Annotated in this window: 21 protein-coding genes; 8 read left to right on the plus strand and 13 right to left on the minus strand. The window is 61.8% G+C overall.

The genetic code is table 11. The annotated features are described in order from the left end of the window. Nucleotides 1–2: 2 nt before the first annotated feature. The 3 genes from ACN8ZM_RS25620 to ACN8ZM_RS25630 all read right to left on the minus strand — a co-directional run bounded on the left by ACN8ZM_RS25620 (nucleotide 3) and on the right by ACN8ZM_RS25630 (nucleotide 4,097). Complete coding sequence (locus ACN8ZM_RS25620) at nucleotides 3–1,721, minus strand: alpha/beta fold hydrolase (RefSeq protein ID WP_321812426.1); 1,719 nt, start codon at nucleotides 1,719–1,721, stop codon at nucleotides 3–5. An 18-nt stretch (nucleotides 1,722–1,739) separates the two neighbouring features. After that, nucleotides 1,740–2,204 (minus strand): MaoC family dehydratase, encoded by a 465-nt coding sequence (locus ACN8ZM_RS25625; RefSeq protein ID WP_234621186.1) that lies wholly within the window; start codon nucleotides 2,202–2,204, stop codon nucleotides 1,740–1,742. A gap of 246 nt (nucleotides 2,205–2,450) precedes the next feature. Then, nucleotides 2,451–4,097 (minus strand): fatty acid--CoA ligase, encoded by a 1,647-nt coding sequence (locus tag ACN8ZM_RS25630; RefSeq protein ID WP_321812425.1) that lies wholly within the window; start codon nucleotides 4,095–4,097, stop codon nucleotides 2,451–2,453. A 363-nt stretch (nucleotides 4,098–4,460) separates the two neighbouring features. Between ACN8ZM_RS25630 and ACN8ZM_RS25635 the strand changes: the two genes are divergently transcribed. Beyond that, nucleotides 4,461–7,181, plus strand: coding sequence for a LuxR C-terminal-related transcriptional regulator (locus tag ACN8ZM_RS25635; protein ID WP_420211122.1), 2,721 nt, complete (start codon nucleotides 4,461–4,463; stop codon nucleotides 7,179–7,181). 193 nt (nucleotides 7,182–7,374) lie between these two features. Here ACN8ZM_RS25635 and ACN8ZM_RS25640 read toward each other — a convergent pair whose 3' ends face one another. From ACN8ZM_RS25640 to ACN8ZM_RS25685, 10 genes are all read right to left on the minus strand, one after another. Then, the gene (locus ACN8ZM_RS25640; RefSeq protein WP_175689082.1) at nucleotides 7,375–8,295 is read right to left on the minus strand and encodes a LysR family transcriptional regulator; all 921 of its coding nucleotides are present in this window, start codon (nucleotides 8,293–8,295) and stop codon (nucleotides 7,375–7,377) included. Between the two features lie 129 nt (nucleotides 8,296–8,424). Continuing rightward, nucleotides 8,425–9,120, minus strand: a complete 696-nt coding sequence (locus ACN8ZM_RS25645) for a PqiC family protein (RefSeq protein WP_420211123.1) — start codon at nucleotides 9,118–9,120, stop codon at nucleotides 8,425–8,427. Then, nucleotides 9,117–10,757, minus strand: coding sequence for an intermembrane transport protein PqiB (locus tag ACN8ZM_RS25650; protein ID WP_234621191.1), 1,641 nt, complete (start codon nucleotides 10,755–10,757; stop codon nucleotides 9,117–9,119). The genes ACN8ZM_RS25645 and ACN8ZM_RS25650 overlap by 4 nt, the downstream gene beginning before the upstream one ends. Then, on the minus strand, nucleotides 10,750–11,391 hold the full coding sequence (locus tag ACN8ZM_RS25655; protein ID WP_175689079.1) for a paraquat-inducible protein A: 642 nt from the start codon (nucleotides 11,389–11,391) through the stop codon (nucleotides 10,750–10,752). The genes ACN8ZM_RS25650 and ACN8ZM_RS25655 overlap by 8 nt, the downstream gene beginning before the upstream one ends. Next, nucleotides 11,388–12,029 carry a paraquat-inducible protein A gene (locus ACN8ZM_RS25660; protein ID WP_175689078.1) on the minus strand — a complete coding sequence of 214 codons (642 nt, stop codon included), beginning with the start codon at nucleotides 12,027–12,029 and terminating at the stop codon, nucleotides 11,388–11,390. Before ACN8ZM_RS25660 ends, ACN8ZM_RS25655 begins: the two co-directional genes overlap by 4 nt. A gap of 97 nt (nucleotides 12,030–12,126) precedes the next feature. Continuing rightward, a complete protein-coding gene (locus ACN8ZM_RS25665; RefSeq protein WP_321812421.1) occupies nucleotides 12,127–12,588 on the minus strand; it encodes a MarR family winged helix-turn-helix transcriptional regulator in 462 nt (153 codons plus the stop codon). An 8-nt stretch (nucleotides 12,589–12,596) separates the two neighbouring features. After that, nucleotides 12,597–14,081 carry an MdtP family multidrug efflux transporter outer membrane subunit gene (locus ACN8ZM_RS25670; RefSeq protein WP_420211126.1) on the minus strand — a complete coding sequence of 495 codons (1,485 nt, stop codon included), beginning with the start codon at nucleotides 14,079–14,081 and terminating at the stop codon, nucleotides 12,597–12,599. Continuing rightward, nucleotides 14,078–16,174 carry a multidrug efflux transporter permease subunit MdtO gene (mdtO, locus tag ACN8ZM_RS25675; RefSeq protein ID WP_420211127.1) on the minus strand — a complete coding sequence of 699 codons (2,097 nt, stop codon included), beginning with the start codon at nucleotides 16,172–16,174 and terminating at the stop codon, nucleotides 14,078–14,080. The genes ACN8ZM_RS25670 and mdtO overlap by 4 nt, the downstream gene beginning before the upstream one ends. A 7-nt stretch (nucleotides 16,175–16,181) precedes the next feature. Then, nucleotides 16,182–17,237 carry a multidrug transporter subunit MdtN gene (mdtN, locus tag ACN8ZM_RS25680; RefSeq protein ID WP_234621196.1) on the minus strand — a complete coding sequence of 352 codons (1,056 nt, stop codon included), beginning with the start codon at nucleotides 17,235–17,237 and terminating at the stop codon, nucleotides 16,182–16,184. Between the two features lie 14 nt (nucleotides 17,238–17,251). Beyond that, entirely contained in the window at nucleotides 17,252–17,572 is a 321-nt protein-coding gene (locus ACN8ZM_RS25685; RefSeq protein ID WP_234621197.1) for a YtcA family lipoprotein, read from the minus strand. Between the two features lie 424 nt (nucleotides 17,573–17,996). Between ACN8ZM_RS25685 and ACN8ZM_RS25690 the strand changes: the two genes are divergently transcribed. The 7 genes from ACN8ZM_RS25690 (at nucleotide 17,997) to ACN8ZM_RS25720 (ending at nucleotide 26,119) form a co-directional block, all read left to right on the plus strand. Beyond that, nucleotides 17,997–19,397: a cytochrome ubiquinol oxidase subunit I gene (locus tag ACN8ZM_RS25690; protein WP_321819606.1), complete on the plus strand. Its 1,401-nt coding sequence runs from the start codon at nucleotides 17,997–17,999 to the stop codon at nucleotides 19,395–19,397. 3 nt (nucleotides 19,398–19,400) lie between these two features. Continuing rightward, nucleotides 19,401–20,408, plus strand: a complete 1,008-nt coding sequence (gene cydB / locus ACN8ZM_RS25695; RefSeq protein WP_420211128.1) for a cytochrome d ubiquinol oxidase subunit II — start codon at nucleotides 19,401–19,403, stop codon at nucleotides 20,406–20,408. A 43-nt stretch (nucleotides 20,409–20,451) separates the two neighbouring features. Next, complete coding sequence (locus tag ACN8ZM_RS25700; RefSeq protein WP_420211129.1) at nucleotides 20,452–20,958, plus strand: sugar dehydrogenase complex small subunit; 507 nt, start codon at nucleotides 20,452–20,454, stop codon at nucleotides 20,956–20,958. Continuing rightward, entirely contained in the window at nucleotides 20,958–22,577 is a 1,620-nt protein-coding gene (locus ACN8ZM_RS25705; RefSeq protein WP_043184375.1) for a GMC family oxidoreductase, read from the plus strand. The genes ACN8ZM_RS25700 and ACN8ZM_RS25705 overlap by 1 nt, the downstream gene beginning before the upstream one ends. 2 nt (nucleotides 22,578–22,579) lie before the next feature. After that, nucleotides 22,580–23,857, plus strand: a complete 1,278-nt coding sequence (locus tag ACN8ZM_RS25710) for a c-type cytochrome (RefSeq protein ID WP_420211130.1) — start codon at nucleotides 22,580–22,582, stop codon at nucleotides 23,855–23,857. A gap of 298 nt (nucleotides 23,858–24,155) precedes the next feature. After that, on the plus strand, nucleotides 24,156–25,397 hold the full coding sequence (locus ACN8ZM_RS25715; RefSeq protein ID WP_420211131.1) for a PucR family transcriptional regulator: 1,242 nt from the start codon (nucleotides 24,156–24,158) through the stop codon (nucleotides 25,395–25,397). 257 nt (nucleotides 25,398–25,654) lie between these two features. Then, nucleotides 25,655–26,119, plus strand: coding sequence for a two pore domain potassium channel family protein (locus ACN8ZM_RS25720; RefSeq protein ID WP_420211133.1), 465 nt, complete (start codon nucleotides 25,655–25,657; stop codon nucleotides 26,117–26,119). The last annotated feature ends 204 nt before the right edge of the window (nucleotides 26,120–26,323 follow it).

Below are 26,323 nucleotides of genomic sequence, written 5' to 3' on the forward strand. Positions count from 1 at the left end.
CACTAACCTTCAACTACGTATCGTCCAGGTGCAGTGTCAAGTTTTGGGTAGTTCGTGCTGCCGAGCTTTTCCGTCGCCTCGCGCTTAGGCCCGGATCTGGCTTCCAGCCACTCGGCCCAATGGCCCCACCATGAACCCGCGTTGCTGGTTGCTCCGGCCAACCACTCATCCGCGGCCTCGGCCGAATGGCTCCCGGTAAGAAACTTCGCCTTCGCGTTTCCTGGCGGGTTGATGATGCTCTGGATGTGTCCACTCGAGCTCAATACGAATTCATTCGCACCACCAAACGCCTTCGACGTATTGAACACGCCTTGCCACGGCGTGATATGGTCGGTAGTACCTGCGAGCAGATATTTGTCGCAGGTCACCTTCGACAGATCGATCGGCGTGCCGAGCACGGTCATCGCCGATGGCGTGGTGAGCAGGTTGTTCGCATAGATGTCGAGCAACCGGCCATGGAATGCGGCTGGCAATCGCGTCGTGTCGTTGTTCCAGTACAGGATGTCGAATACCGGCGGGGCATTGCCCATCAGGTAGTTGTTGACCCAGTAATTCCAGATCAGATCGTTTGGGCGCATCCACGCGAAAACGCGCCCCATTTCCCTGCCCTCGAGCACACCTTTCGCGGCCGATCCTTTTTTTGCGAGCGCAATCGTATCGGCATCGATGAAATGCCCCAATTGCGATTCAGCACGGCTGTCGAGCACGGCCACCATCAGCGTCGCCGCGTTGACAAGCGGCTGATTCGATGCCGCGAGATGCCCCAGCAACGCAGAGATCGTCATGGCGCCGGAACACGCGCCATGAACATTGACGTCCTCGGCTCCGGAGATGTCACGTATCGCCGCAATTGCCTCTATCAGTGCCTTGACGTATGTATCGAAATCCCAATTCCGTTGGGTAGACTTGGGATTTCTCCAACTGACCATGAATACCTGGAAGCCGTGCTTCACGAGAAACTCGGCCACGCTCCTGCCCGGTGCCAAGTCATATACGTAGAACTTGTTGATCTGAGGTGGAACGAGCAAGTGCGGGCGCGCATGCACCGACTCGGTAGCCGGACTGTACTGAATCAGTTCCAGCACTTCGTTGCGGAACACGACGGCCCCCGGCGTCAGCGCAAGATTTTTACCGACCTTGAACGCACCGGTATCGACCTGGGCGGGCATCCCCCCATTGACCGCGACGTCCTTCAGCATATTCAGCACACCCGAGACGACGTTCGCGCCACCCGTATCGATGAGTCGCTTGAGTGCGCCCGGGTTGCCGAGCAACGTATTGGTCGGCGCCGCCGCGCTGGTCAGCATCGATACGACAAACTGCGCTCGCTCCCGGGCGCTGCCGGACAGCCCCGAATGCTCGACCAGTTGACCGAGCGCACGAGACCACGCAAGGTGTCCCTGCAGTACCGCTCGATAGAGCGGATTCGACGTCCACGCGGGCTCTTGAAACCGTTTGTCCGACGCATCCGGCACGACGTCGGACTTGCCAATCAGGATGGCCGTCAGCTCACGGATGAGCGCTGCTTCCTGCTCAAGCAACAGCGACGGATTCCTGGCCGCGGCGATCGCGAGCTCACTCGCGCCAACCACTACATCCCGCCCACGCAGGCCGACAAAGGGATTCGGGCCCAGCACGCGATCGGCTGCTGCGGCGCCAAGATCATCATGGGAGTCGCGCGATTGAGGTGTCGCGCTGTCATCGTTCTTTCGAGTCGCCATGATTCGTTTGCTCCCGACTTACCTGAGCACCATCGTCAGCGCTTGCGCGACGAGGGCCGGTTTGGTTTCGCCTTCGACCTCGAATGCGTTCTCCGTGACCAGCAGCGTTCTGCCTGCGCCCTTGTCGTCAACCGACAGCAACGTGATGCGATTGCGTACACGTGCGCCGGCCGGCACGGGCGTCAGAAAACGAACCTTGTCGAGCCCGTAGTTGAGCGCCATGCTCACGCCGGCGGGCTTGATGAAGACCTCGAACGAAGTCGGCGCAATCAAGGACAACAGTAGATAACCGTGCGCGATGGTCGTGCCGACCGGGCTCTCGCGCCGGGCGCGGTTCTGGTCGATGTGAATCCACTGATGGTCGCCGGTACAGTGAGCAAACGCGTCGATACGCGCCTGGTCGACTTGTTCCCAAGCAGACACGCCAAGTTCCTTGCCAATCAATTGCTGAATGCCGTCGAGGCCCGCGCTTATGCCAGTCATATCGCTCTCGTTGCAAACTGATGCAGGTTAGTGAAATGGATTCGGCCGACGACGCATCACCGGGCGAAGCACCGCACGAACGGCACCACGTACGAGTCTCTCGAATCGAGCACTGTTGTCATTCTTCCGTCTCCAGTTTTACAGGCTGATTCACCGTCGCCGCCCATGACGAGACGAAGCGGTGAATGCCTTCTTTTGATTTCGCCATGTCAGGCATGCAGGCCGACCCTGGCGGGTACCGACTGGTCACGCGTTCGCGTACAGGCTGCGCAATGCCTTCTTGTTGATCTTTCCGACGCTGGTCTTTTCCAACGATTCGACGAACAGAATCGATTGGGGAATCGCATATTTGGAAATCATCCCGCGTTCAACAAACTCGGCCAGATGTTCCTGAATCGCGCTCTTGTCCGCGACGCCGTCAGGCTTGAGCACGACCAGCGCCAGCGGCCGCTCTCCCCATTTCTCATCCTTGATGCCAACGACGGCAACTTCACTGACAGCCGGATGACGAGAAATCAGGCTCTCGACCTCGAGCGAAGACACCCATTCGCCACCCGTCTTGATCACGTCCTTGATGCGATCCGTGATTTGCAAATACCCGTCGCTGTCGACAACCCCGATGTCGTTGGTATGCAGATACCCGCCCTCCCAGAGCGTCTCGGACGCCTTCGGGTCGTCGAGGTATCCTTGCGTCAGCCACGGGGCGCGCACGACGACTTCGCCAGGCGTCTTGCCGTCGTGCGCGACATCGTGCATCTCGGTATCGACGATGCGCAGGTCGACCAACGGGATCGGCACGCCAGCCTTCGTCCGGATATCGACCGACTGCGATTCGTCATCGAGCATCGATGTCTTGACTTGCGCCAAGGTCAGAACCGGACAGGTCTCCGACATGCCGTAGCCCGCGAAAATGTCGATGCCGCGCGCCAGCGCGAGTTGGGCGAGCCCCGTTGGCAACGCCGAACCGCCGATGATCACTTTCCACCCGCTCAGATCGATATCCTTTCCGGCGGGATGGGTCAGCAACATTTGCATGACGGTCGGCACACAGTGTGAAAAACTGACCTTCTCGCGTCGAATCAACTCCAGCAGCGTCTCCGGCAAATAGCGCCCGGGATACACCTGCTTGATTCCGAGAACGGTCGCAATGTATGGCATGCCCCACGCATGGACATGAAACATCGGCGTGATCGGCATGTAGACATCGTCCCGATCGATGCGCCCCTGCCTCGGCGAGCTGGCGAGAGCAGCCATGGTCGCCAACGTATGAAGGACGATCTGTCGATGCGAAAAATAGACACCCTTCGGCGCACCCGTCGTGCCAGTCGTGTAGAAGGTCGTCGCCCGCGTGTTCTCGTCGAAGTCGGCGAAATCGAACTCCGGTGACGCTTCTTCCAGCAGCGCTTCGTATTCGTTCACGAAATATGCGGGCACCTCGACCGTTCCGCTATCGTCAATCAGCACGAACCGATCGATGTGACGTAGTTCTCCGCGAATCTTGTCGAGTGCAGACAGAAACTCCGCATTGATCAGCAGAACGGACGCGCCAGAATGATTCAACGTGTATGCGATCTGATCCGGCGACAGCCTGACGTTGACCGTCATCAGCGTGGCACCCATCATCGGGATGGCGAAGTAGCACTCCAGATAGCGATGGCTGTCCCAGTCCATGACAGCAACCGTGTCTCCCGGTCTTACGCCCAATGCCTGCAAGTAGTTGGCCACTTGCCCGATGCGGTGACGCAGCGTCCAATAGTTGTGCCGCACCTGTCCCCGGTAAACAATCTCCTGCTCCGGGCTAACCGCGAGGGGCGTATGTAACAGTTGCTTAATCAGCAGCGGATAGGCGTAGGCCGACGACGATTGGTCGATCAGCGAAGCGGTAGCTACCATTGATTCCTCGACGGACAGTTGGGAAACGCTTGACCTGACGAATCGCGCCCTACCAGCACGACGCAATGCGATGAACGCGTTGTCGAGCGGCGTGGGCGTGAACCTGACTGAAAGACTACGGGCAGGTGGGAGGCGCGTGTGCCTGGCGAAGGGGGGGTTAGAAGCCGAACACTGGGGGGGAAGGAAGGTAAGCGTCCCCTCCCGTGGGAAAACCCTCACCGTCCTGACTACGGCACCTATTATCATGACAAGGTGAATTTCGCACCGATTGCAATGACGTCACCGACCGATTCTAACGAGCACATCTGGAATCTTTCGTTAATACAAACGAAGATGGCGCCACCGCGTCCGCCGCGGTGCCGAGTGTCGCGCCGCACGCTGCTGAAAAAGCTGGCCGCGGCGGCCGAACACACGGTTACCCTGATTACCGCACCTGCGGGATTCGGAAAAACGACGACGCTGTCCGAATGGTGCGAAGTGCTACGCGCGCGCCACCAGCTCGTCGCCTGGCTCAGTCTGGACAATGACGATGACGATCCCGATCAGTTCGGCGCCTACCTCGTCGCTTCGCTGAGCCAAGGTACGCGGGGGGTCGGGCAACAAGCCGAAAAATTGCTGCGCAAGGATCCGTTGACCCCGAGCAGAATCGTCATCTCTGTTCTGCTCAACGAAATCGCCATCTGCGGCAAACAGGTCTTCCTGATCCTGGACGACTTCGACCGTCTCACATCCACCGCGGTATGCGCGGTCGTGCTACGACTATTGCGCTATGCGCCTGAGAATTTTCACGTCTTGCTCGGCGCGCGTGGAGAACCCAAGTTGGCACTTGCACAATTCCAGGCCCAGGACCAACTGCAGCGGATCGACGCTTCCGACCTGCGCTTTTCAGCCGACGATGCACAAACGTTCTTCGCGCATGCAGGCAACGCGATGCTCGACCGCTCCGCCGTCGAATTACTGCACGAAGCAACCGAGGGATGGATTGCAGGTTTGCAGCTCGCAGCACTGTCGCTGAAGGGTGAACCGGACACAATCAAGGTAGCGCACGATCTCACCGGCAACCGATTCGGCATCGACGCCTATCTCGACGAAGCCGTCCTTACGCGCCTGCCGTCCGCCGTCTATCAATTTCTGCTTCGGACGTCGATTCTCGATCGCATGAATGCCGAATTGTGTGATGCCATCATCGGAGCCAACGCCCATAGTTGGGAAAAACTCGATTGGCTGGAGCGGAACAACCTGTTTATCCGATCGCTCGACGACGAACGGCAATGGTTCCGGTATCACTCACTGCTGTCCGACGCGCTCAGACGGCGAGCCGCCCGGCAGCTACCCGACGATCTGCCGAAACTTCATCATCGTGCCAGTCAGTGGTTCGCGAACAAGCGCCAATGGCAGGACGCCGTGCGTCATGCCCTGGCTGCCGGTGAGACGCAACAGGCAGCGACCTGGGTCGAAAGCTGCGCGATGACGTTGATGGATCGTAGCGACATCAGCGCGTTACTGAGTTTGATCGGCAGGCTTCCACCTCAATTGGTGCAGTCGAGAATACGATTGCAGCTTGCCAAAGCCTGGGCGCTGGCATTCCTGATGCGCGTCTCGGAAGCCGACGAGGTGTTGCGGCCCGTGAAAGCCGACTTCTCGCACCGCGGCACTGACAGCGCGCAAATTGAAGATGAACGAAACTCGACGTTCCCCATCGAGCTGACTGCGGTAGACGCAGCGATTTCCGGATTTGGAGACGACAGCTGTCAGTCGCTCGAGTTCGGGGGACAAGTCGCAGCCTCGCCATTGCCGCTGTCGGCGTGGGTCAGGCGAATCGGGGAGACGGCCCACATCTTCGGCCTGATCTACGCCGGTCGCTTCGACGAGGTTGAGCACATCAGGCTCGAAAGATCCGGAATCAGGATTGACGATCCCGAATGTCTCTACGCGAGCGTCTATCGTGAATGCATGTTCGGGCTGAACATGCTCGTGTGCGGCCGCCTGGCGGAGGCCAAAGCGTTGTTCTCCTCCGCCATCGCTTATGCGGAAGCAAACGTATTCCGCAACTCCGCGGCGGCAGCGGTGCCAGCCGGCTATCTGGCTGCTGTTTGCTACGAACAGAACGATTTGTCCCGCGCATGGCAGTTGATCGACGACCGGTCGACCATCGCGGCGGAAGCGTGTCCGCTCGGCTCACTGTCGAACTTCTGTCGTACCGCTGCCCGACTGTATGCGAGGAGAAATGATATTGCGTCTGCCTTGCTCTGCCTGACACAGGCGACCGAAATCGCCATCACCCGAAGCTGGCTGCGCTTGCGTGCAGCGTGCGATGCCGACATCGTGCGGCTCTGTCTTCAGCGTGGCTGGATCGATCGAGCAAGAGAAACCGCTGATGCGCTCGATCCGCTCATGCCAGAGCAGATTCCGATGCCGATGGGCAGCTTCATCATCACGTGGGCAAGCTGGTGCGAGGTGAAGGCACGGCTCGAAATTGCGACCGGTCAGCCGGGCCGAGCTGTCGAGCGGCTCGACGCATTGAGAAGCACGCTAGCCCAGGCCGGGATGAAGTACCACGAAGCCCGGATATCCCTACTGCGCGCGTTGGCGCTCCTGCAGGACAACACGTGTGACGCGGCATTCAAGGCACTGGAAGACGCACTGCGCTATGCGCAGGCAAACGATATGATCGGGAGCTTCGTCGACGAGGGCGAGCCGTTGCTGCACCTGCTCAGGAAATGGGCGCGTGATACGCCCGATCTTGCAGGTATTCAAAAAGCCTTTCTGGATCGACTGCTCGCCGCGTTCGAAGAACAGTGGATACCGACGAGCGACGACCAATCGCGCACGGCCCGAGACCTGCTCAGTTCTCGCGAGATCGAAATCTTGGGCCATATCGCTCATGGTCTTTCCAATAAGGAAATCGGACGTGCATTGCGCGTTGCGCCAGAAACCATCAAGTGGCACTTGAAGAATATCTTCGAGAAACTCAATGTCAGCTCGCGATTCGAGGCTGTCCAGAGCGCACTGGGCGTCACCTTGGCCGATCGCGGTGAAGCGGCGGAATCTGATGAAACACCGTCCCGGCACCGAGCGACGTAGCGTCGGCAAGTCGGACTGCTGGATCCCCGCGCGATACGTCTGTGTCGAGGGCGTTTGGCCACAACCGCCTTCGCTATTCTCCGTATAGACGCCCGGACGACTGATTGTCGTCGCCCGCAAAGACAGCCCGCCTGGGGCCAGTTGAAGCCAAAGCAACAGCTAACAACGACCACTTGTTTTCTGCTTCCCGGGATCACCGGGGGGAATGACCGGAATCCTCGATCGCCTCTTCGAATACTGCTTTGAACCAATCGATGAAAGTGCGTAGCTTGTTTGGCATATGGCGACTCGGGTAATACACGATGCTCACCGGCTTCGCCTCCGCGAAGCTGCCTCGCATTATCTCCGTGAGCGAGCCATCGTCAAGATAGGAGCGGAGCGCAAAGCGGTAGCCCGAGATGATGCCCAGTCCTGCTAGCGCGCACGAAATGACCGCATCCGCGTCGTTCACCATGATCCGGCTCTTCATCACAATCGGCGCCGCTTTACCGCCGACATGGACCTCCCAGGGTTTCAGTCCAGTTCCGTCATCCCATGCGGCTGCCACGGTCATATGGTCTTTCAGTTCTGCGTGTTTACGAGGTTCACCGTAGCGCGCCAGATAGGCCGGCGACGCAACCATGATTCGATCGATCCACCCCACTCCCTTCGCGATCACGCTGTTCTCCCGTACGGTACCGATATGGATCGTGCAATCCACCGCGTCCTTTGCGAAATCGAACGGGTTGTCGGAGATCGCCATCTCCACATCGAGTTTCGGAAACGCATCAAGCAGCGACGGCAGCGCGGGAATCAGCACACTCTTCGCAATCGCGGAGGAAAGTCCGACCTTGATCCGCCCCTCCGGCGCGCACCCGGCGTTTGCAGCCTCCGCGTTCATGTTGTCGATCTGTTCCAACACGCGAACGCAGGCATCGTAGTAGGCACGGCCCTCTTCAGTCGGACTGACGGTGCGCGTGCTTCGATTCAGAAGGCGCACGTTGGCCTGCTTCTCGAGATACTGAACGAGGCGCGATACGGTGGCTGGCGCGAGATGCAGATGTCTGGCCGCCGTGGTGAAGCTCAAACAGTCGACCACGCGAACAAAGGCCTTCATAGCCACCAGGCGGTCCATAACGTCTCCTTTTTACGATTGCATCGCCCGGTAAATCGACGGTACTTTCGTCACGTCATGGTCCCGTGCCACGCCTGCATGGCGTCTACAGCCGGGCCGCGCTTTTCGGCATCAGCCCGATGGTCGCGTTCAGCGCGATAAATTGAGGCAAGGCACAGTCGAAGCCTGTGACAGATTCACCGCCCTGGATTGTCCAGAGACAGGCACTTTCACGAATCTGATACGCAACGTTTCAATCGCCTCGACACCCCCGGTAATCTGGCTCGCCAGTGCCGCGAGTGCACGCCGGTGGCCGACCACGAGCGCGTCGTAGCCGTCGTCAACCGGTTCCGCGACGCTCGTGCGGCAGGTCATCACGGCCTGCGTGGCGAGCGAGCGCACGCTCCACACCGCATCGACCGCCGCGCGCTTGCCCGGCCACGACTCGAAGCGCTGCACGTTCACGCTGATGCGGTACACGGGCACGCCGGGTGGAGTCGCGGAGTTCGCGACGTCGATCGTGCCGAGCCGCGCGGCAAGATCATCGGACAGCGCACGACGGATCTCGTCGGCGGGTGGGGATGCCCAGCGTTCCTGCTCGAGCACATCCACCTGCGCGGCGTTCTTCTGCACGACCAGTTGGTTCCTCGCGACCTGCTCGGGCACACCGACGGACGGCACCTCGATCAGGAACGGCGGGTTGGCGGGCGCGGTGTGCACGGGCGCCGCAGCGTCGGCCGGGCTCAGCGTATAGAACCTCGCGGGGGGTGAGCTGCACGCGGCGAGCGCCAGCACGGCGAAGGCAGCCGCAGCGCCGCTCGAGAAGCCGTTCACGCGTGTCGTCATTGTTGATCTCCTGGCTTGCCCTTGAGCAGCGATTCGGGGTGACGCTCGAGATAGTCGGCGAGCGCATTCAGCGATTGCAGTGTGTGCGTCAGCTCCTTCAGCGCGCCGCGCACGTCGGACTGCAGCGGCGAGTCCTGCTGCAGCGTCGCCTCGGCGGCCGTGAACGTCTGCTTCGCCGCCGACAATGTGTCGCGTGCCTGTGGCGCGACCTGCGTGTCGAGTTGCTTGAACAGCTTGTCGGCGTTCGACAGCGCGCTGTTCAGATTTGCACCGATCTGGTCGAACGGCACCTTGTCGAGCTTCTTCGCGATGTCGGCCACCTGGGACTGCAGCTCGTCGAGCGTGTTCGCCACGGTCGGCAGTTCGACAGTCTCGTGACTGACATCGAGCTTCACGGCCGGCGCCGTCGGGAAGAAATCGAGCGCGACGTATAGCTGGCTGGTCAACAGGTTGCCAGTGCGGAGCTGGCCGCGCAGCCCGTGCTCGACGAGTCGCTGCAGGATCTGTCGACGTTCCGGTTCGCCCTTGCTGCGAATCGCGTCCCGGAAACTCTTGCCGAGCCGTTCCGGATACAGATTCATCGTCACCGGCATCTTGAAGCTCTTCGCCTTCGCGTCGTAGTCGATGCCGATGTTGGTCACTTCGCCGAGCACGATGCCGCGGAAGTCGACCGGCGCACCCACCGCGAGTCCGCGCAGCGACTGATTGAAGTTCATCACGACCGGCACGCGTTCACCGTCGGGGTCGCGCATCGCCTGCCCCTCGTCCGATGCCAGCTGGAATACCGTGTCGTGCGCAGCCACTTCCCCAGGCGGTTGATCGGCCGGAGACTGGAACGCGATGCCGCCGAGAATCACAGTGGCGAGCGATTGCGTGTTCAGTTTCAGGCCGCTCGAATCGAGACGCAGATCGACGCCGCTCGCCTGCCACCAGCGCGAATTTTCGTGAACGTACTGGTCGTACGGCGCGTTGACGAACACCGTGAACGTAACGCCCGTGCCGAGCTTGTCCAGCGAGAAGCCGACCACCTGCCCGACCTGCACGCGCCGGTAGTACACGGGCGAGCCGATATCGACCGAGCCAAGCGAATCGCCGCGCAGCGTGTACTGCGTACCGCGCTGGTCGCCCGTCACGGCAGGCGGTGTATCGAGGCCGCTGAACGCGCGCTCGCTATCCTGCGAACGGCCCGCGTCGACGCCGATGTATGCGCCCGACAGCAACGTGCCGAGGCCCGATACGCCGGTCGCGCCAATGCGCGGGCGCACGACCCAGAAGCGCGACCCCTTCACTGCGAAGTCTTCGGCTTCCTTCTTGAGCCGGACGTCGACCAGCACATGCGAAAGATCCTTTGCAAGACGGATCGCGTCAACCGTGCCAACCTCGACATCCTTGTATTTCACCTGCGTCTTGCCGGGCTCGAGCCCTTCCGCATTGGCGAAGCTGATCGTGATTTCCGGGCCTCGTTCGCGCACCGACTTGACCACGAGACCGATGCCGATCAGCGCCGCAATCAGCGGCACAAGCCACACGAGCGACGGCAGCCAACCGGCGCGCTTCGCGATCGCCGGATCGGCAATGGTCGGTGGTTGGCCGGCACCTGGATTGGAATCGCGTTGTGGGCCTTGCGGACTATTCATGGTGATTTCCAGAGATTTCAACGGGATCCCAGATCAGACGGGGATCGAACTGCAACGACGCGAGCATCGTCAGGATCACGACCGAGCCGAACGCCAGCGCGCCGGGACCGGCGGTGATGACGGCGAGCGACCGGAAGTGGACGAGCGCGACGGTAAGCGTCACGACGAAGATGTCGAGCATCGACCAGCGGCCGATGTGCTCGACGACCCGATAGAGCGTGGTGCGCTGCATCGGCCGCCAAGTGGAACGACACTGGGCGGTGATGACCAGGATCAGCAGTACGCAGAGCTTGAGCATCGGCACGAGAATGCTGGCGACGAACACGACCACCGCGAGCGGCCAGTCACCCGACACCCAGAAATACACCACGCCACTCATGATCGTGTCCGACTGCGAGCCGACGATCGACGACGTACGCATCATCGGGAGCAGATTGGCGGGGATGTACAGGATCATTGCCGCAAGCAGAAACGCCCAGGTGCGTGCAAGGCTGTTCGGGAAGCGCTGGTGCAGCATGCTTCCACAGCGCGCACAATGGGCCGGCACCTCACGCCGATCGACGGCAAGCGTCTGAACCTGGCCACAGACGTGGCAGCTCGCCATGCCTTCACGGGCAGCGGTCGTCGTCCTCATTGGATCGTCGCCTCGTCGCCGGCGTGGTTGTCGCCGCGCAGTTCGTCAGCCAGATCCCACAGTGCACGCGGATCGAACATCACGACGACGGTCAACATCAGCGTGAGCGCCGCGAACGCGAACAGCGCCGCTTCAGGCACCACCTGCGCAAGGCTCACCATCTTGACGATCGTGACGAGGATGCCGAGCATGAATACCTCGATCATCCCCCAAGGGCGCACCAATCCGATCGCGCGCAACACCGTGCCAAAACCACGCGGAATGCGGCCGGCGCGCAGCGGCAGCATCACGTACAGCAGCGCTGCCATCTCGGTGAGCGGAAACAGCAGCGTCGCGCAGAACACCATCACGGCAACGATGCCCATACCTTGATCCCACAGCGCCCGCACCGCACCCAACAGCGTCGTCTGCACGTGCATGCCGTTCACGTTCATTTCGAGGATCGGAAAACCCTGCGCGATCACGAACGTGATCAGCGCGGCCAGCGTGAGCGCGCAGACGCGGTCGAGCTTCGAAACGCCGCCTCGGTAAAGCAGTTCATTGCAACGCGGACAGCGCGCTTGCGTGTTCCCGGCGAGCGGCAGCTTGCGCAGCAACGTGTCGCAGGTATGGCAAGCGATCAATGCGGTGCGAGACATGTGGCGACACTCGCTCTACAGGTTTCGGGCCATGGACCACGGATCGACGACGCACGCATCGGCGTCCGTTGGCGTGGCGCAATCGGGGCGTAACCGTTCATGCCTCGATCTCGCAAATGATTCGCCGGAGAAATCGTCTGAGAAACATCCGTTCCTCCTCCGACAATCGTCCCAGCACGATCCGCTCGGCCTCCTCGACGACGGGCGGAACCCGCTCCGCGATCTCTCGCCCCTTCGACGTAAGCGACAGATTCAGCGTGCGGCGGTCCCGGCCATCCCGACGCCTCACGATCAGCCCGCGACGTTCCAGATCCTGGGCAAGTCGTGTGAGGCGGCTTGTTCCGCAGCCGAGCGACTTCGCAAGCTCCTGGCATGACGTCGCTTCGCTGCGCGCGAGATGGGCCAGCGCGTTGCCCTGCGAGAACTGAACCCCGAGCGCCGTCAGCATTCTGTCGTTCAGCACGTTCCGAATCGAGATCTGAACGGCCATCATCGTGCGAAAGCCGTCGACCTCACGCGGCACATCACGAACGGGCGATCGTAGTGACTGTTCGAACATGAACGGCATTACCTCGGGTTGAGGACAACCGGCGCATCCGACCGGTAGCCACCACCGAGCGCTTTGGTCAACGCGATGTCCTGGCCGATCCGACGACCGTCGAGATCGAGCAGTGCGACCTGCTCCAGAAGCACGGCCTGCTTCGCTTCCTCCGCAGTCAAGCGGCTGCCCAGCCCGCTACGGTAATGCGCATCGGCGCTGTCCTGCGCAAACGTCACGGCTTGGATCTTCTGCGTCTGCAGCTTCGCTTCAGCGTCGAGATCCTGCAGTTGGCTGCCCGTCGTGGCAACGTCGCGCACGGCGTTCAGGACTGACTGGTTGTATTGCAGGATCAGCAGGTTGCTCGCATGGCGCGCATTGCCGAGATTCGCGTTGAGTCGGCCACCATCGAATACCGGCAGGTAAAGGCCGGGGACGAGATTGATCTGCTGACTCGCATGCGTGAACAGGTCACCCAGATGCAGCGCGTTGACGCCGAAAAATGCCTTGATGTCGAAACTCGGATAGAACGCGGCCTTCGCCGCGTCGATCTTGTCGAACGACGCTTCGACATACCAGCGCATCGCCTGCAAATCCGGGCGCCGCGCCAGCAGTTCATACGACAGCGTCGACGGCAGCGACGACGGCGGCTGCGGCAACGGCACGGGCGTGATCTCCGGCAGATCCGTTGGCCCGGCACCGAGCAGCGCACGCAGCGCTTCACGCAACTGCACGATGCGCCCGCGAGCAGCCACCAGCTGCCGCTCCGTCGCCAGCTTCTGCGCGCGGGCGAGTTCCGCCTGCGTCTGTGGCTCGAGCCCACGGGCCGCGCGTGCGGCGTGTGCATCCATCGAGAACGCAGCCACGTCATGCAATTGTTCCAGCAGACCGATGAGACGATAGGTCGTCTGAATACCGTAGTAGAGCTGCGCGACGTCGGCGGATACCTCCAGCTCGATCGCCGAAGTCTCGACCACCCGCGCGTTGTGCATACCCAGCGCGGCCTCGACCTGCGCACGCTGCTTGCCCCAGATATCGATATCGAGGCTTGCACTCAGGCCAACGATGCCTTCCGTGTACCACGGCCCGGTCGCGCCCAGCAGCGGCTGATTGCCGGAATAGGCGCCCAAGAAGCCGTTGCTCGACACGCGCTCCCGATCGACCGACCCGAGCGCGCTCACCTGCAGATTGGTCCCCGCTTTCACGAGATCGACGTCGGATTTGGCCTGCGATACGCGGGTGCGCGCGATCGCCATCGTCGGCGAATCGGCCAGTGCCCGACCGACCAGCGCGTCGAGCTGCGGATCGCCGTAGCGCGTCCACCAGCGCGCCGACGGCCAGCCGTCCCGCGCCAGGTGGATGTCGTCAGCGATGCGGATCCGATCCGGATCGAGTGTCGTCGTGGGCTTGGTGTCGTGACGAATCAGCGCACATGCGGACAGCCCGCACAGCAGCACCGCGACGGCTATGCGGCGCAACGATGAACAGGAAGGTCGAATCAACGAATCGGTCATGCTTGGGAAGCTCGGGAAGTCAATACTGAAGCGACGGGTTCTGGCGCCCAGGCGGGCAGCCCTGCTATCTGGCCGGCGAGATCGCCGGCGCGGGTCAGCAGTCGGTCGTACGCCGTCTGCGACGCATCGCCCCGCCGGCCGGACAGATCCTCCGTGCAGCGATCCGAGAGAGCTGCAATCGATGCACGCGATGGCGCGTCTATCGTCAACGGGTGCTCGACCAGCGCGTCTGCATAACTGTCCAGCGCACCGGCCAGTTCGGCCTGGAACGCTGCCGTCGCGACAGCAACCTCGGCCGGTAGGTGCTGTGCATCCCGCTCCGCGCCGAACGCATCGGTCGCCAACAGGATTTCGCGCGTATGAGCCAGCAGGGTCTGCACCCGCAAGGTCAGGCCTTCGTGCTCGCCGTCCGCCATCTGCCAGCCCGGCTCGAGCGCGACACGTGCCGACATTGCCTCGCTGTCGCCCAGTTCCGCCCACAGCCCGACCGGCACCGGCCCGGTCGTATCCGAGCGAAGTTGCGTACCAATCCGGCGCAGCAGCTTCGCCGCCCGCTGACGCAGCGCCTCACCCTCGGCCTCTGGCCATAGAAACGCATGAGCTACCGCGGACACGACAACGCCGAGCAGAATCCCGATCATCCGGTCCCGGATTTCCGTGAGATTCGTGGTCGGGCCGAAATGCTCGAGCACGGCGAGCGAGAACGTAAACATGATCTGCGTACCCGCGTAGCTAATGCGTTCCGAACCCGCCGATACCCACGCGGCCAGTGCGATCACCGGCAACGTCATCATCAGCAAGCCGACAATGCCGTCCAGATGCGGCATGACCCAGACGACCATCGCGAGCGCCAGCACGCTGCCGACCGCCGCGCCGCCGATCCGCAGTACGGCACGCTGCGCGGATGCGCCGAGGCTGGGTTGCGCGACGATCAGGCAGGTCAGCATCATCGTATGGATGCCTTGCCAGTCGGTCGCGACGTAGAAAACGTAGCTGCACATGGCCGCCATAAGCGTCTTCAGTGCGAACTGCGCGTAAACGGGGTTGGTGACGGCATCCGGCACCAACATGCGCTCCTTCTCGGCCTTGGACTGTGCTTCAGGCGGGGCGGCCGACCGGTCCGAGAACATCAGCAAAGCGTCGCGCATTTCTGCCAGCGCACCCGGCAACCCTTCCGCCGCCAGTCCAACCAGCGCGTCCGGCGCAACAAAACGGGCGCCCGTCCCAGCTGCCTCGGTCAGGCGCCGAACGGCGTCGCGCAGCACCGGAAGCGCATCGGCCGCCGATCCCGTGGCAGAGCCCGGCAGATGGCCCGCCGCCGCGTACAGGCGCGACACCGTCGCCACGCGGGCGAGATGCAATGCCTGGCTCGAGCGATACACAGGGTCGCGCATCGTCGCAAAGCGGAGCAATTTCTGTAGCGTCAGCGCACCGACCTGGATGTCGCGTGCCGTTGGGCCACCCACCGTCGGTGCACGCTGTTCGAGCGCGGCCAGACGCGAGTCGACGGCGTTGAGTTGCCCGCACAGGGCCGCTCGAAGCTGATGCACAGGTTCCGCCGGCAGGAACAGCGTATTGATGACGAGCGTCACTGCGATCGCATAGTTGACCGCGACCCATACCCACAGCACCGCGCGTACCAGCAGTTCAGCCTGATCGGTTCGATCGACGAAGGTCTGCGAGTAAATGACGATGATGGCGACGATGAAGAACACCACGCCGATCTTTGCCACCCGCATCATGTAGACGCTGAAGAAAAACAACGCACCCGCCAGCAGTATCCGCAACAGCGGATAGTCGTAGGTGAACTTGAACACCAGGATCGAACTGCCGACGGCGAGTGTCGAACCGACGACGAACAGGATGCCGATCAGGCGCGTCACCACGACGTTCGCCTGCGTCACGAAGAACACCACGATCAGCGACACCGCCAGCAACGGCACCTCCAGCGCCATCGACGCAACGATGACGATTGCGCTGGCAAGCACGCAGCGCAGCATCACGTTCATGCGCCCCGGGTACGGGCGAATCTCTCCGCCGACGAAGCCCGCGAAGCGCTGCATACGGCTCGGCGAGAATTGCGCGGTGCTCATGCCGCGCTCACCGTGCCGTGTCGTGTGCAGCAGCGTCGCGCCTGAGCGTCGCGACCGCCGAGGTGCCGACCCGGAACAGGTTCGGATCCGGGTCACGCACCGCGATCTTGACCGGGAACCGCTGCGACACATGCACCCAGTTGATGCTGCGCGCCACGCGCGGCAACCCGTCCAGCACCACGCCGCCGTCGTCAGGCAGCACGCCGTAGCTGATCGAATCGATCGTACCGCCGAAGCGTTTGCCGGTGTCACTCGTCAGATAGACAGTGGCCGGCATTCCGGCGCGTATGCCCTTCAGATCGGTTTCGCGAAAATTCGCGACAACGTACCAATGACGCGTGTCGATCAACGTAAAGACCGGCTTGAGCGCCGAAGCGAACTGGCCGACCGTCGTGCGCAAGGAAGCCACCCGTCCGTCGAACGGCGCACGAACTTCGGTGTACTCGAGATTCAATTCGGCGATCGCGATCTGTGCCTCGACTTCCGCACGCTGCGCGACCAGCGCATCCACACCGCTCACCGCTGCGGATGCCTGCTGCGCCTGCAGCATCGCCGCGTTCAGTTCCGCCTGCGCCGCGCGCTGCGCGGTTCGCGCCCGGTCGACGTCCTCCGCCGACGTGTAGCCCGGCGCGAGCAGCGGCTCCATCCGGTGCAGCGTATCGGCTGCCTGCGCAGCCTGCGCGCGCGAGCGTTCGACAGCCGCCTTGACGGAATCTGCGTTGTACTGCTGCGCATTGACCGTGCGTTGCGTCAGCCCAATCTGCTTGTCGAGCGTAACCAGCCGTGCGCGCGCCTGGTTCAGCGCGTCCTGGTACGGCCGAGGATCGATCCGGAACAGCAGGTCGCCCTGCTTCACCGGCTGGTTGTCGCGTACCGGCATCTCGACGATCTTGCCGTTGACTTCCGGCACGACGTTGATCGTGTCCGCGTAGACGTATGCGTCATCGGTCGTCGGCGACTGGTCGAGACGCCACACGACAACGCCGAGCAACACCAGCGCGGCAATCACGATGAGCCATGCAGGCAGGGACTTTTTGCGCGATGCGCCGGAAGCGTCGGACATAACGGTACGCGAGATCAGTGGGGAAAGAAAAGCAGCCAGAACGCCATCGCGAGCGCTGCGGCGAGCGCGGGATAGCTGATCGCCAGCGGCGCGAGCAGCGCGCGCTTGCCGCGCTTGCCCAGCACGACGTGAACGATCGCGGTCCCCAATACACCGCCAACGATGCAGAACAGCCAGTCAGGAAAAGCCGCGCCGAATACGGCAACCGACGGCGCGGCTGCACATCCTTCGAGCAACAGGCTGGCCGCGATCGAAACGAAACTCAGGGCGGTAGACAGACGCATCGGCAAATTACTCAAGGCAACGAACGAAAGCGGCATGAGGACATGACGCAAGGATGATTCAGCGATCGAACCAACGCTGTGAAAAGAGGCTCGGGCGGACACACAACTACCAGTGCCGGACACCTATTTCGGCTTTTTGATCGAGAGTACTCAACTGGCCCAGCATGAGCAGTGCGCGATTCGGCTGTTGATAGTAATCGCGGTATTCGGTCGATGAAACTGTGAAACATCATATTGCGATTGTGGCCTTTCACAATACTGTGATTTCACACAAACCGATTTGTAGATAATCACAACACCCGGGTCATGGCCAGTCTGCAAAACTCGCAAAACCCCCTTCTCACATAAGGCACGATCGGCCTTCACTGGCCCGTACCCCCGTATCGTACAAATTTTGCAATCCAGATATTTACGTTGACTTTGCGTACTGCTATTGATTATAAGAACGTGAATTCAAACTTGAGACGGAGCGGTGATGGAGATATTCGACGCACTTCATCTCGCGCGGCTACAGTTCGCGTTCACAGTCTCCGTCCACATCATCTTCCCCGCCATCAGCATCGGCATGGCCAGTTTTCTGGCCGTGCTCGAATGGCGCTGGCTCGTGACGCGCGATAACGCCTACAAGGCCATGTTCCTGTTCTGGTCGAAGATCTTCGCGATCGGCTTCGGCATGGGCGTGGTCTCGGGCGTCGTGATGGCCTACGAGTTCGGCACGAACTGGAGCGGGTTCTCCAGCGTCGCCGGCAACATCACCGGGCCGCTGCTCACGTATGAAGTGTTGACCGCGTTCTTCCTCGAAGCCGGCTTTCTCGGCGTGATGCTGTTCGGCTGGCAGCGCGTGAGCGAGCGAGCACACTTCTTCGCCACGCTCATGGTCGCGGCCGGCACGCTCGTGTCGACATTCTGGATCCTCGCCTCGAACAGCTTCATGCAGACGCCGCAAGGCTACGCGATCCGGAACGGTCGCATCGTTCCGGTCGACTGGCTCGCCGTCATCTTCAATCCGTCGTTTCCGTACCGCCTTGCCCACATGGCGATCGCCGCGTTCATCGTCGCGGGTTTCATCGTCGCTTCGTGCGGCGCATGGCATCTACTGAAGGGACGTCGCGACGAGCCCGTCAAGCGCAGCTTCTCGATGGCGCTCTGGCTGCTGCTGATCCTGACGCCGGTACAAATCGTCGTCGGCGATGCGCACGGCCTCAATACGCGCAAGTACCAGCCCGCGAAGATCGCGGCAATCGAGGGGCTGTGGGAAACCGAGAAAGGCGGCACCGCGCTTAATCTCGTCGGCCTGCCCGACATGCAGGCCGAAGTCACGCGCTATGCGATCCAGGTGCCGCATCTCGGCAGCCTGATCCTCACGCACAGCTGGGATGGCGAGATTCGCGGCCTGAAGGAATTCCCTCCGCAGGACCGCCCGTATTCGCCAATCGTATTCTGGACGTTCCGGATCATGGCCGGCCTCGGGATGCTGATGCTTCTGACCGCCCTGCTCGGCCTGCTGCTTAGGCCCGGCGGCCGGCTTTACGAAGCGCGCTGGTACCAGCGGTTCGTTCTGTGCATGGGACCGTCGGGCCTCGTCGCGTTACTTGCCGGCTGGATCACGACCGAAGTCGGACGCCAGCCGTGGACGGTCTACGGCGTGCTGCGTACGGCGGATTCCGTGTCGCCCATCAGCGCACAACAAGCCGGCGTGTCGTTGCTGATCTTCGTCGTGGTCTATTTCCTGGTGTTCGGCGCGGGGGTCTATTACATGATGAAGCTGATGTTTCGTGGGCCAACGGCCAAAGCCGGGCTTGTCGAGGTTCGCCGGCATCCCGGTTTGCATAAAAGCGCCCTGTCCACACCGCTGGACACTACCGAAACGGAGTGACCCATGCAGATCGACCTTCCTGTCGTATGGGCCGCGATCATCGGGCTCGGCGTGTTTCTCTACGTGATGCTGGACGGCTTCGACCTCGGTATCGGCCTGCTGTTTCCGTTCTTCGAGGAGAAACGCGATCGCGACGTGATGCTCCATACGATCGCGCCGGTGTGGGATGGCAACGAGACATTCCTCGTGCTCGGCGGCGCCGGTCTGTACGGGGCGTTTCCCGTCGTATATTCGACGCTGCTTCCTGCCAACTACCTGCCGTTGATCCTGATGGTAGTCGGGCTGATCTTCCGCGGCGCAGCATTCGAACTACGAGCGAAAGCGGTCCGCACCCAACACCTGTGGGATCTCGCGTTCATCGGAGGCTCCGCGCTCGCGGCATTCTGCCAAGGGATCGTGCTCGGCTCGCTGCTTCAGGGCATCCGGATCGTGAACAACCAGTTCGCGGGCGGCCCGTTCGACTGGCTATCGCCGTTCAGCCTCCTCTGTGGAATCGGCGTGCTGGTCACGTACGCAACGCTCGGCTGCGGCTGGCTGATACTCAAGGTCGAGGGAGAACTTCAGCACAGGATGCGCTCGCTGATGAAGCCACTGACCGGCGTACTACTCGGCGTGATGGGTGTAGTCAGCCTGTGGACCGTGATCGGCCTGCCCGCCGTCGCCCATCGCTGGTTCGGCAGCGGCAATCTCGTCTGGTTCATGCCGGTGCCGGTCCTCGTGCTCGCATGCGTCGCGGGAATCGCCCGAGCGCTACGGACCGAACGCGAAGCAACGCCGTTCCTGTTGACGCTCGGATTGGTCTTCCTCGGCTATACGGGATTCGTGATCAGCATCTGGCCGAACATCGTGCCGCCATCGCTGACGATCTGGGAAGCCTCGTCGAGCCATTCAAGCCAGTTGTTTGCACTCGTCGGCACCGTCGTAATCCTGCCGGTCATCCTCGTCTACAACGCGATGCAGTACCACGTGTTTCGCGGCAAAGTGCGCGAAACGGACGCAAAGCATTACTGATGTCGACATTGGCTTGCCGTATGACTACCGGAACATTACCAACATGACCCACAGAACGGTTCCCCACTCGCGTCGTGACAACGACGAAGCCGTATCCGGCATCACGCGGCGTCAATGGCTACAGGGCGCACTGGCGCTGACGGCGGCGGGCCTCACCGGCTCACTGGCGTTGCGGGCCCTCGCGAACGATCCCGGCACCGCGCCGCTCGATACGTTCATGACGCTCTCCGAAGCACTGACAGGCAAGAACGGGCTGAGCCGCGTGACCGGCGAACGCTTCCTTCAAGCCTTGCAGAAGGGTTCACTCAAGGCGGCCGACGGTCTGTCGCAACTCGCCGGTGCGCTCGCGTCCGGTTCATTGACTCCCGATCAGGAAGCGCTCGCGCTGAAGATTCTCGGAGCCTGGTACATCGGCATCGTCGACAACGTCGTGATTACCTACGAAGAAGCATTAATGTTCAGCGTCGTATCCGATACGCTCGTGATCCCTTCGTATTGCCCCAACAAACCCGGCTTCTGGGCCGAAAAACCGATCGAGAGGCAAGCCTGATGGCCGATACCGATACGCAAAAGGCCGACGTCGTCGTCGTCGGCTCGGGTGTCGCAGGCGCGATCGTCGCACACCAGCTCGCGATGGCGGGCAAGTCCGTGATCCTGCTGGAAGCCGGCCCGCGCATGCCGCGCTGGGAAATCGTCGAGCGCTTCCGCAACCAGGTCGACAAGACCGACTTCATGGCCCCGTACCCGTCGAGCGCGTGGGCGCCGCACCCGGAATACGGCCCGCCGAACGACTACCTGATCCTGAAGGGCGAGCACAAGTTCAACTCGCAGTACATCCGCGCGGTGGGCGGCACGACGTGGCACTGGGCCGCGTCGGCGTGGCGCTTCATCCCGAACGACTTCAAGATGAAGACCGTGTACGGTGTCGGCCGCGACTGGCCGATCCAGTACGACGACATCGAGCATTACTACCAGCGCGCCGAGGAAGAGCTCGGCGTGTGGGGCCCGGGCCCCGAGGAAGACCTGTACTCGCCGCGCAAGGAGCCGTACCCGATGCCGCCGCTGCCGTTGTCGTTCAACGAGCAGACGATCAAGAGCGCGCTCAACGGCTACGACCCGAAGTTCCACGTGGTGACCGAGCCGGTCGCGCGCAACAGCCGCCCGTACGACGGCCGGCCCACTTGTTGCGGGAACAACAACTGCATGCCGATCTGCCCGATCGGCGCGATGTACAACGGCATCGTGCACGTCGAGAAGGCCGAGCAGGCCGGCGCGAAGCTGATCGACAGCGCGGTCGTCTACAAGCTCGAGACCGGGCCGGACAAGCGCATCACCGCCGCGGTCTACAAGGACAAGACGGGTGCCGACCATCGCGTCGAAGGCAAGTATTTCGTGATTGCCGCGAACGGTATCGAGACGCCGAAGATCCTGCTGATGTCCGCGAACCGCGATTTCCCGAACGGTGTCGCGAACAGCTCGGACATGGTCGGCCGCAACCTGATGGACCATCCGGGCACCGGCGTGTCGTTCTACGCGAACGAGAAGCTGTGGCCGGGCCGCGGCCCGCAGGAGATGACGTCGCTGATCGGCTTCCGCGACGGCCCGTTCCGCGCGACCGAAGCCGCGAAGAAGATCCACCTGTCGAACATGTCGCGCATCAACCAGGAGACGCAGAAGATCTTCAAGGGCGGCAAGCTGATGAAGCCCGAGGAGCTCGACGCGCAGATCCGCGACCGTTCCGCGCGCTTCGTGCAGTTCGACTGCTTCCACGAAATCCTGCCGCAGCCCGAGAACCGCATCGTGCCGAGCAAGACGGCCACCGACGCGATCGGCATCCCGCGCCCGGAGATCACCTATGCGATCGACGACTACGTGAAGCGCGGCGCCGTGCACACGCGCGAGGTCTACGCGACGGCCGCGAAGGTGCTCGGCGGCACCGAAGTCGTCTTCAACGACGAGTTCGCGCCGAACAACCACATCACGGGCGCGACGATCATGGGCGCGGATGCACGCGACTCGGTCGTCGACAAAGATTGCCGAACGTTCGACCATCCGAACCTGTTCATCTCGAGCAGCTCGACGATGCCGACCGTCGGTACGGTGAACGTGACGCTGACGATCGCGGCGCTCGCGCTGCGGATGTCGGACACGCTGAAGAAGGAAGTCTGACCGTGCGGAAATCTACTCTCACCTTCCTCCTCGCCGGCTGCCTCGCGCTGTCGGGGCTCGTGCGCGCGGCCGATTCGGCCGACCCCGCGCAGGTCAAGCGCGGCGAATATCTCGCAGTCGCCGGCGACTGCATGGCCTGCCACACCGCGAAGGGCGGCAAGCCGTTCGCCGGCGGGCTCGGCATGCCGGTGCCGATGCTCGGCAAGATCTACACGAGCAACATCACGCCCGACCCGGATACCGGCATCGGCAACTGGACGTTCGACGACTTCGAGCGCGCGGTGCGTCACGGCGTCTCGAAGGACGGCAGCAACCTGTATCCGGCGATGCCATACGTGTCGTACGCGAAGATCAACGACGACGATGTGCGGGCGCTGTATGCGTACTTCATGCACGGCGTCGAACCGGTCAAGCAGGCGCCGCCGAAGAACGAGATCCCCGCGCTGCTGAGCATGCGCTGGCCGATGAAGATCTGGAACTGGCTGTTCCTGAAGGACGGCGCGTACGAGTCGAAGCCATCGCAGAGCGCCGAGTGGAACCGCGGCGCGTACCTGGTACAGGGCCTCGCTCACTGCAGCACGTGCCACACGCCGCGTGGCATCGCGATGCAGGAGAAGTCGCTCGACGAGACGGGCGGCAGCTTCCTGTCGGGTTCGGTGCTGGCGGGCTGGGACGGCTACAACATCACGTCCGACCCGAATGCGGGGATCGGCGGCTGGACCCAGAAACAGCTCGTGCAGTACCTGCGCACCGGCACCGTGCCGGGTCTCGCGCAGGCGGCCGGCCCGATGGCCGAAGCCGTCGAGCACAGCTTCTCGAAGATGACGGAAGCCGACATCGGCGCCATCGCGACGTACATCCGCACGGTACCAGCGGTGGTCGACAGCAGCGCGAAGCAGCCGCGGTCGTCGTGGGGCAAGCCGGCCGAGGATGGCCAGAAGCTGCGCGGCGTCGCGTTCACGTCGTCGGGAATCGACCCAGCGCGGCTGTACCTCGGCAATTGCGCGACGTGTCACCAGATGCAGGGCAAGGGCACGCCGGACGGTTACTACCCGTCGCTGTTCCACAACTCGACGGTCGGCGCGCCGAATCCGGCGAACCTGATGCAGGTGATCCTGAACGGCGTGCAGCGCAAGGCCGGCAGCGAGGATGTCGGGATGCCCGCGTTCCGCAACGAGCTGTCGGATGCGCAGATCGCCGCGCTGACGAACTACCTGACCGGCCAGTTCGGCAATCCCGCCGCGAAAGTCACCGAGCAAGACATCGTAAAGCTGCGTTGACGTTACAAGCTCAATGTAATTCAGTACGCAGACTCATCTCGGCTGCGCTCGCATAGTGCTCATATGCGGCAGGTTCGAGCGGTCATGTTGACCGGCTCGACCTGCTGCTGCAGCCTCAGTAAAACCACCACATGCCAGCATCAATGACCTCGCCACGCACAAACCACCCGCTCTGTTCCAACCCTATTTTGTGATCCTTTGTTTAGCTAGTTCAGCAGCACGATCGCCCCGTACCTACCATTTAGGCATATCGGAGCACTGCCCGATTGCGCGGAGCGTTCGCTAGGAGTCAAATCGTATGACAACTGCCATCCCCGAGATTTCCCCGGCCTTGCGTCGGTGGACCGCCAGCGTCGCCGAAAATAACGCCGCATTTGTGGAACGAGTGTACAAGGCATTGATGAACATCAAGCCCTATGCGGACCTCGATTCGACGACCAAGCTCGATATTCGAGACTCCATCGTCTTGTCGTCGAAACTCTGGCTCGACAGCCTCATGTCGGGCAAGATGCCGTCCGAAAATACGCTCGAAGGCTTCCGCGCATACGGACGCCGACGCGTCTACCAGGGTGTTCCGCTCGAAGCATTGCTTCGTGCATTCCGACTCGGATCCCGCGAACTGTGGTGCTTCTATATCCAGATTGCCGAGGCCGACGACGCGCTTCGCGATGAACTTCTGCTTCGAATCTCCCCGTATCTGCTGGAGTTCTTCGACATCATGTCGCAGGAAATCGCCCAGACCTTTCTCGAGGAGCAATACAGGCAAGCCCGCTGGCGGGAATCGCTGCGCTATCAGTTGCATAGCATCATCTTCAATTTTCCCGACGATATCGATGCATTCAACAAGACGGCGGCAGCACTACGCCTCGACGTGACAGTGCCGAGAGTGGCATTGGCCATCGATGTCGAATCGATCGACAGCAACTCGGCCACCTTCAAGACCGAGATCGACCGCATCGTTGCGGCAGCCGCCCGGCGCCTCAGAGTCCCTATCGACGATATTTTCGACATCTGGTTTCGCGGGCAATTGCTCCTGTGGATACCGGAGCGCCTGGGAGAGACGAGCGGGCCGAACGATAGTCAGTTGGCCAAGCAGATTGCATCGATTGCCGACACATTGCCTGAAGTCAAGGCGATCGGTGTCGGGCTGCCGGGCGAAGGCGCATCGGGCTGGGCCATGTCCGCCGATGAAGCAGGCCGGGCACTCAGTTTCGGCCGAAGCCATCTCGACGAGGAGCGCGTGCGCCTGTATTCCGAAATCGCGGTCGAGGAAAGCATACGCGGCACCAAACGTACGCTGACTTACCTCACATCCATGGTCGAGCAACTGGCAGGCGAACCCGATTTACTCGAAACGCTTCGAACTTACTTCGACCAGCTTCAGCGACGAAAGGCAACCGCGAGCGTATTGGGAATCCATCCCAACACGCTCAACTATCGCCTGGAGCGCATCGAGAACATCCTCGGGGCGCGCCTTGATGACGCCGGCTGGATCTCGAAGCTCGATATCGCGATCAAGCTGCGCGGCGCGGTCAAATGACAACAGACATTAAGCGAACCATCGACGCAGCGAGGTGGTCGCTTGTCGAAACAGCGCTCGGCGAACCAGGTCCGAGCACTTACATGACCTGACCACCGGTAGTTTTCCGCTGGCCAAACCTTGTCTAGTCAACGTAACACGTTCAGCGCCAGCATAACGTCTTCCCTCGCGCGGCGACACCGTAGCCGCGCGTTTCCACATGCAAGGCGCGTACCTGACGCCGTTTTTCATTCTCATTTCCGTACGTAAATATCTCCATGGAAAGCTGGACAATTGGCATTTTTCTTGGCATGGCCAACATTCTGATTCACGCAGCAGCGATGGTATTTCTGGCTGTCGTCGCGCGTCGGCTTCGCCGTGTGCTCGATATGCAACGCGACACCATTCACGTGCAACTGCGTAAACTGGTCGGCATCGTTGCCTTCATCTGCATCGCGCTCGGTCTGCTTCATACGCTGGAATCGGCTCTGTGGGCCGTTGTGTTCGTTCAACTCAAGGCACTCAACTCGTTCGGCGACGCGCTGTTCTTCTCGATCGATACCATGGCGACACGCGGCGCGTCAGGCCTTTCCTTGACGGAAAACTGGCGGATGCTCGGTGCGATCGAATCGTCTGATGGCGTACTCCTGTTCGGGATGTCCACCGCTTTTATATTCGCCGTGATTCAAGCCGATTTCACAGCGATAGCGCATGCGCTGCGTCGTCCAGCCTCTTCTCGATAGCGTCCGCACACCGGATACCGGCCCGTGAGTCGGTGTCGAGCTCCACGGCGCGCCGTGCGTCGCACGGCCATCGCTCTATCTGCGCCACTTCGCCCCGTCGCGAAACGTCCCCATTATTCACACCTGGCGAGCGACCAGTCCTCCACGGCCTGGATTCGTTCGTCGATCCTATGCCAATTGGAAAAAGAGCTAGCTTCATTGTGA

The organism is Burkholderia aenigmatica (assembly GCF_048627025.1).
GTDB lineage: Bacteria > Pseudomonadota > Gammaproteobacteria > Burkholderiales > Burkholderiaceae > Burkholderia > Burkholderia aenigmatica.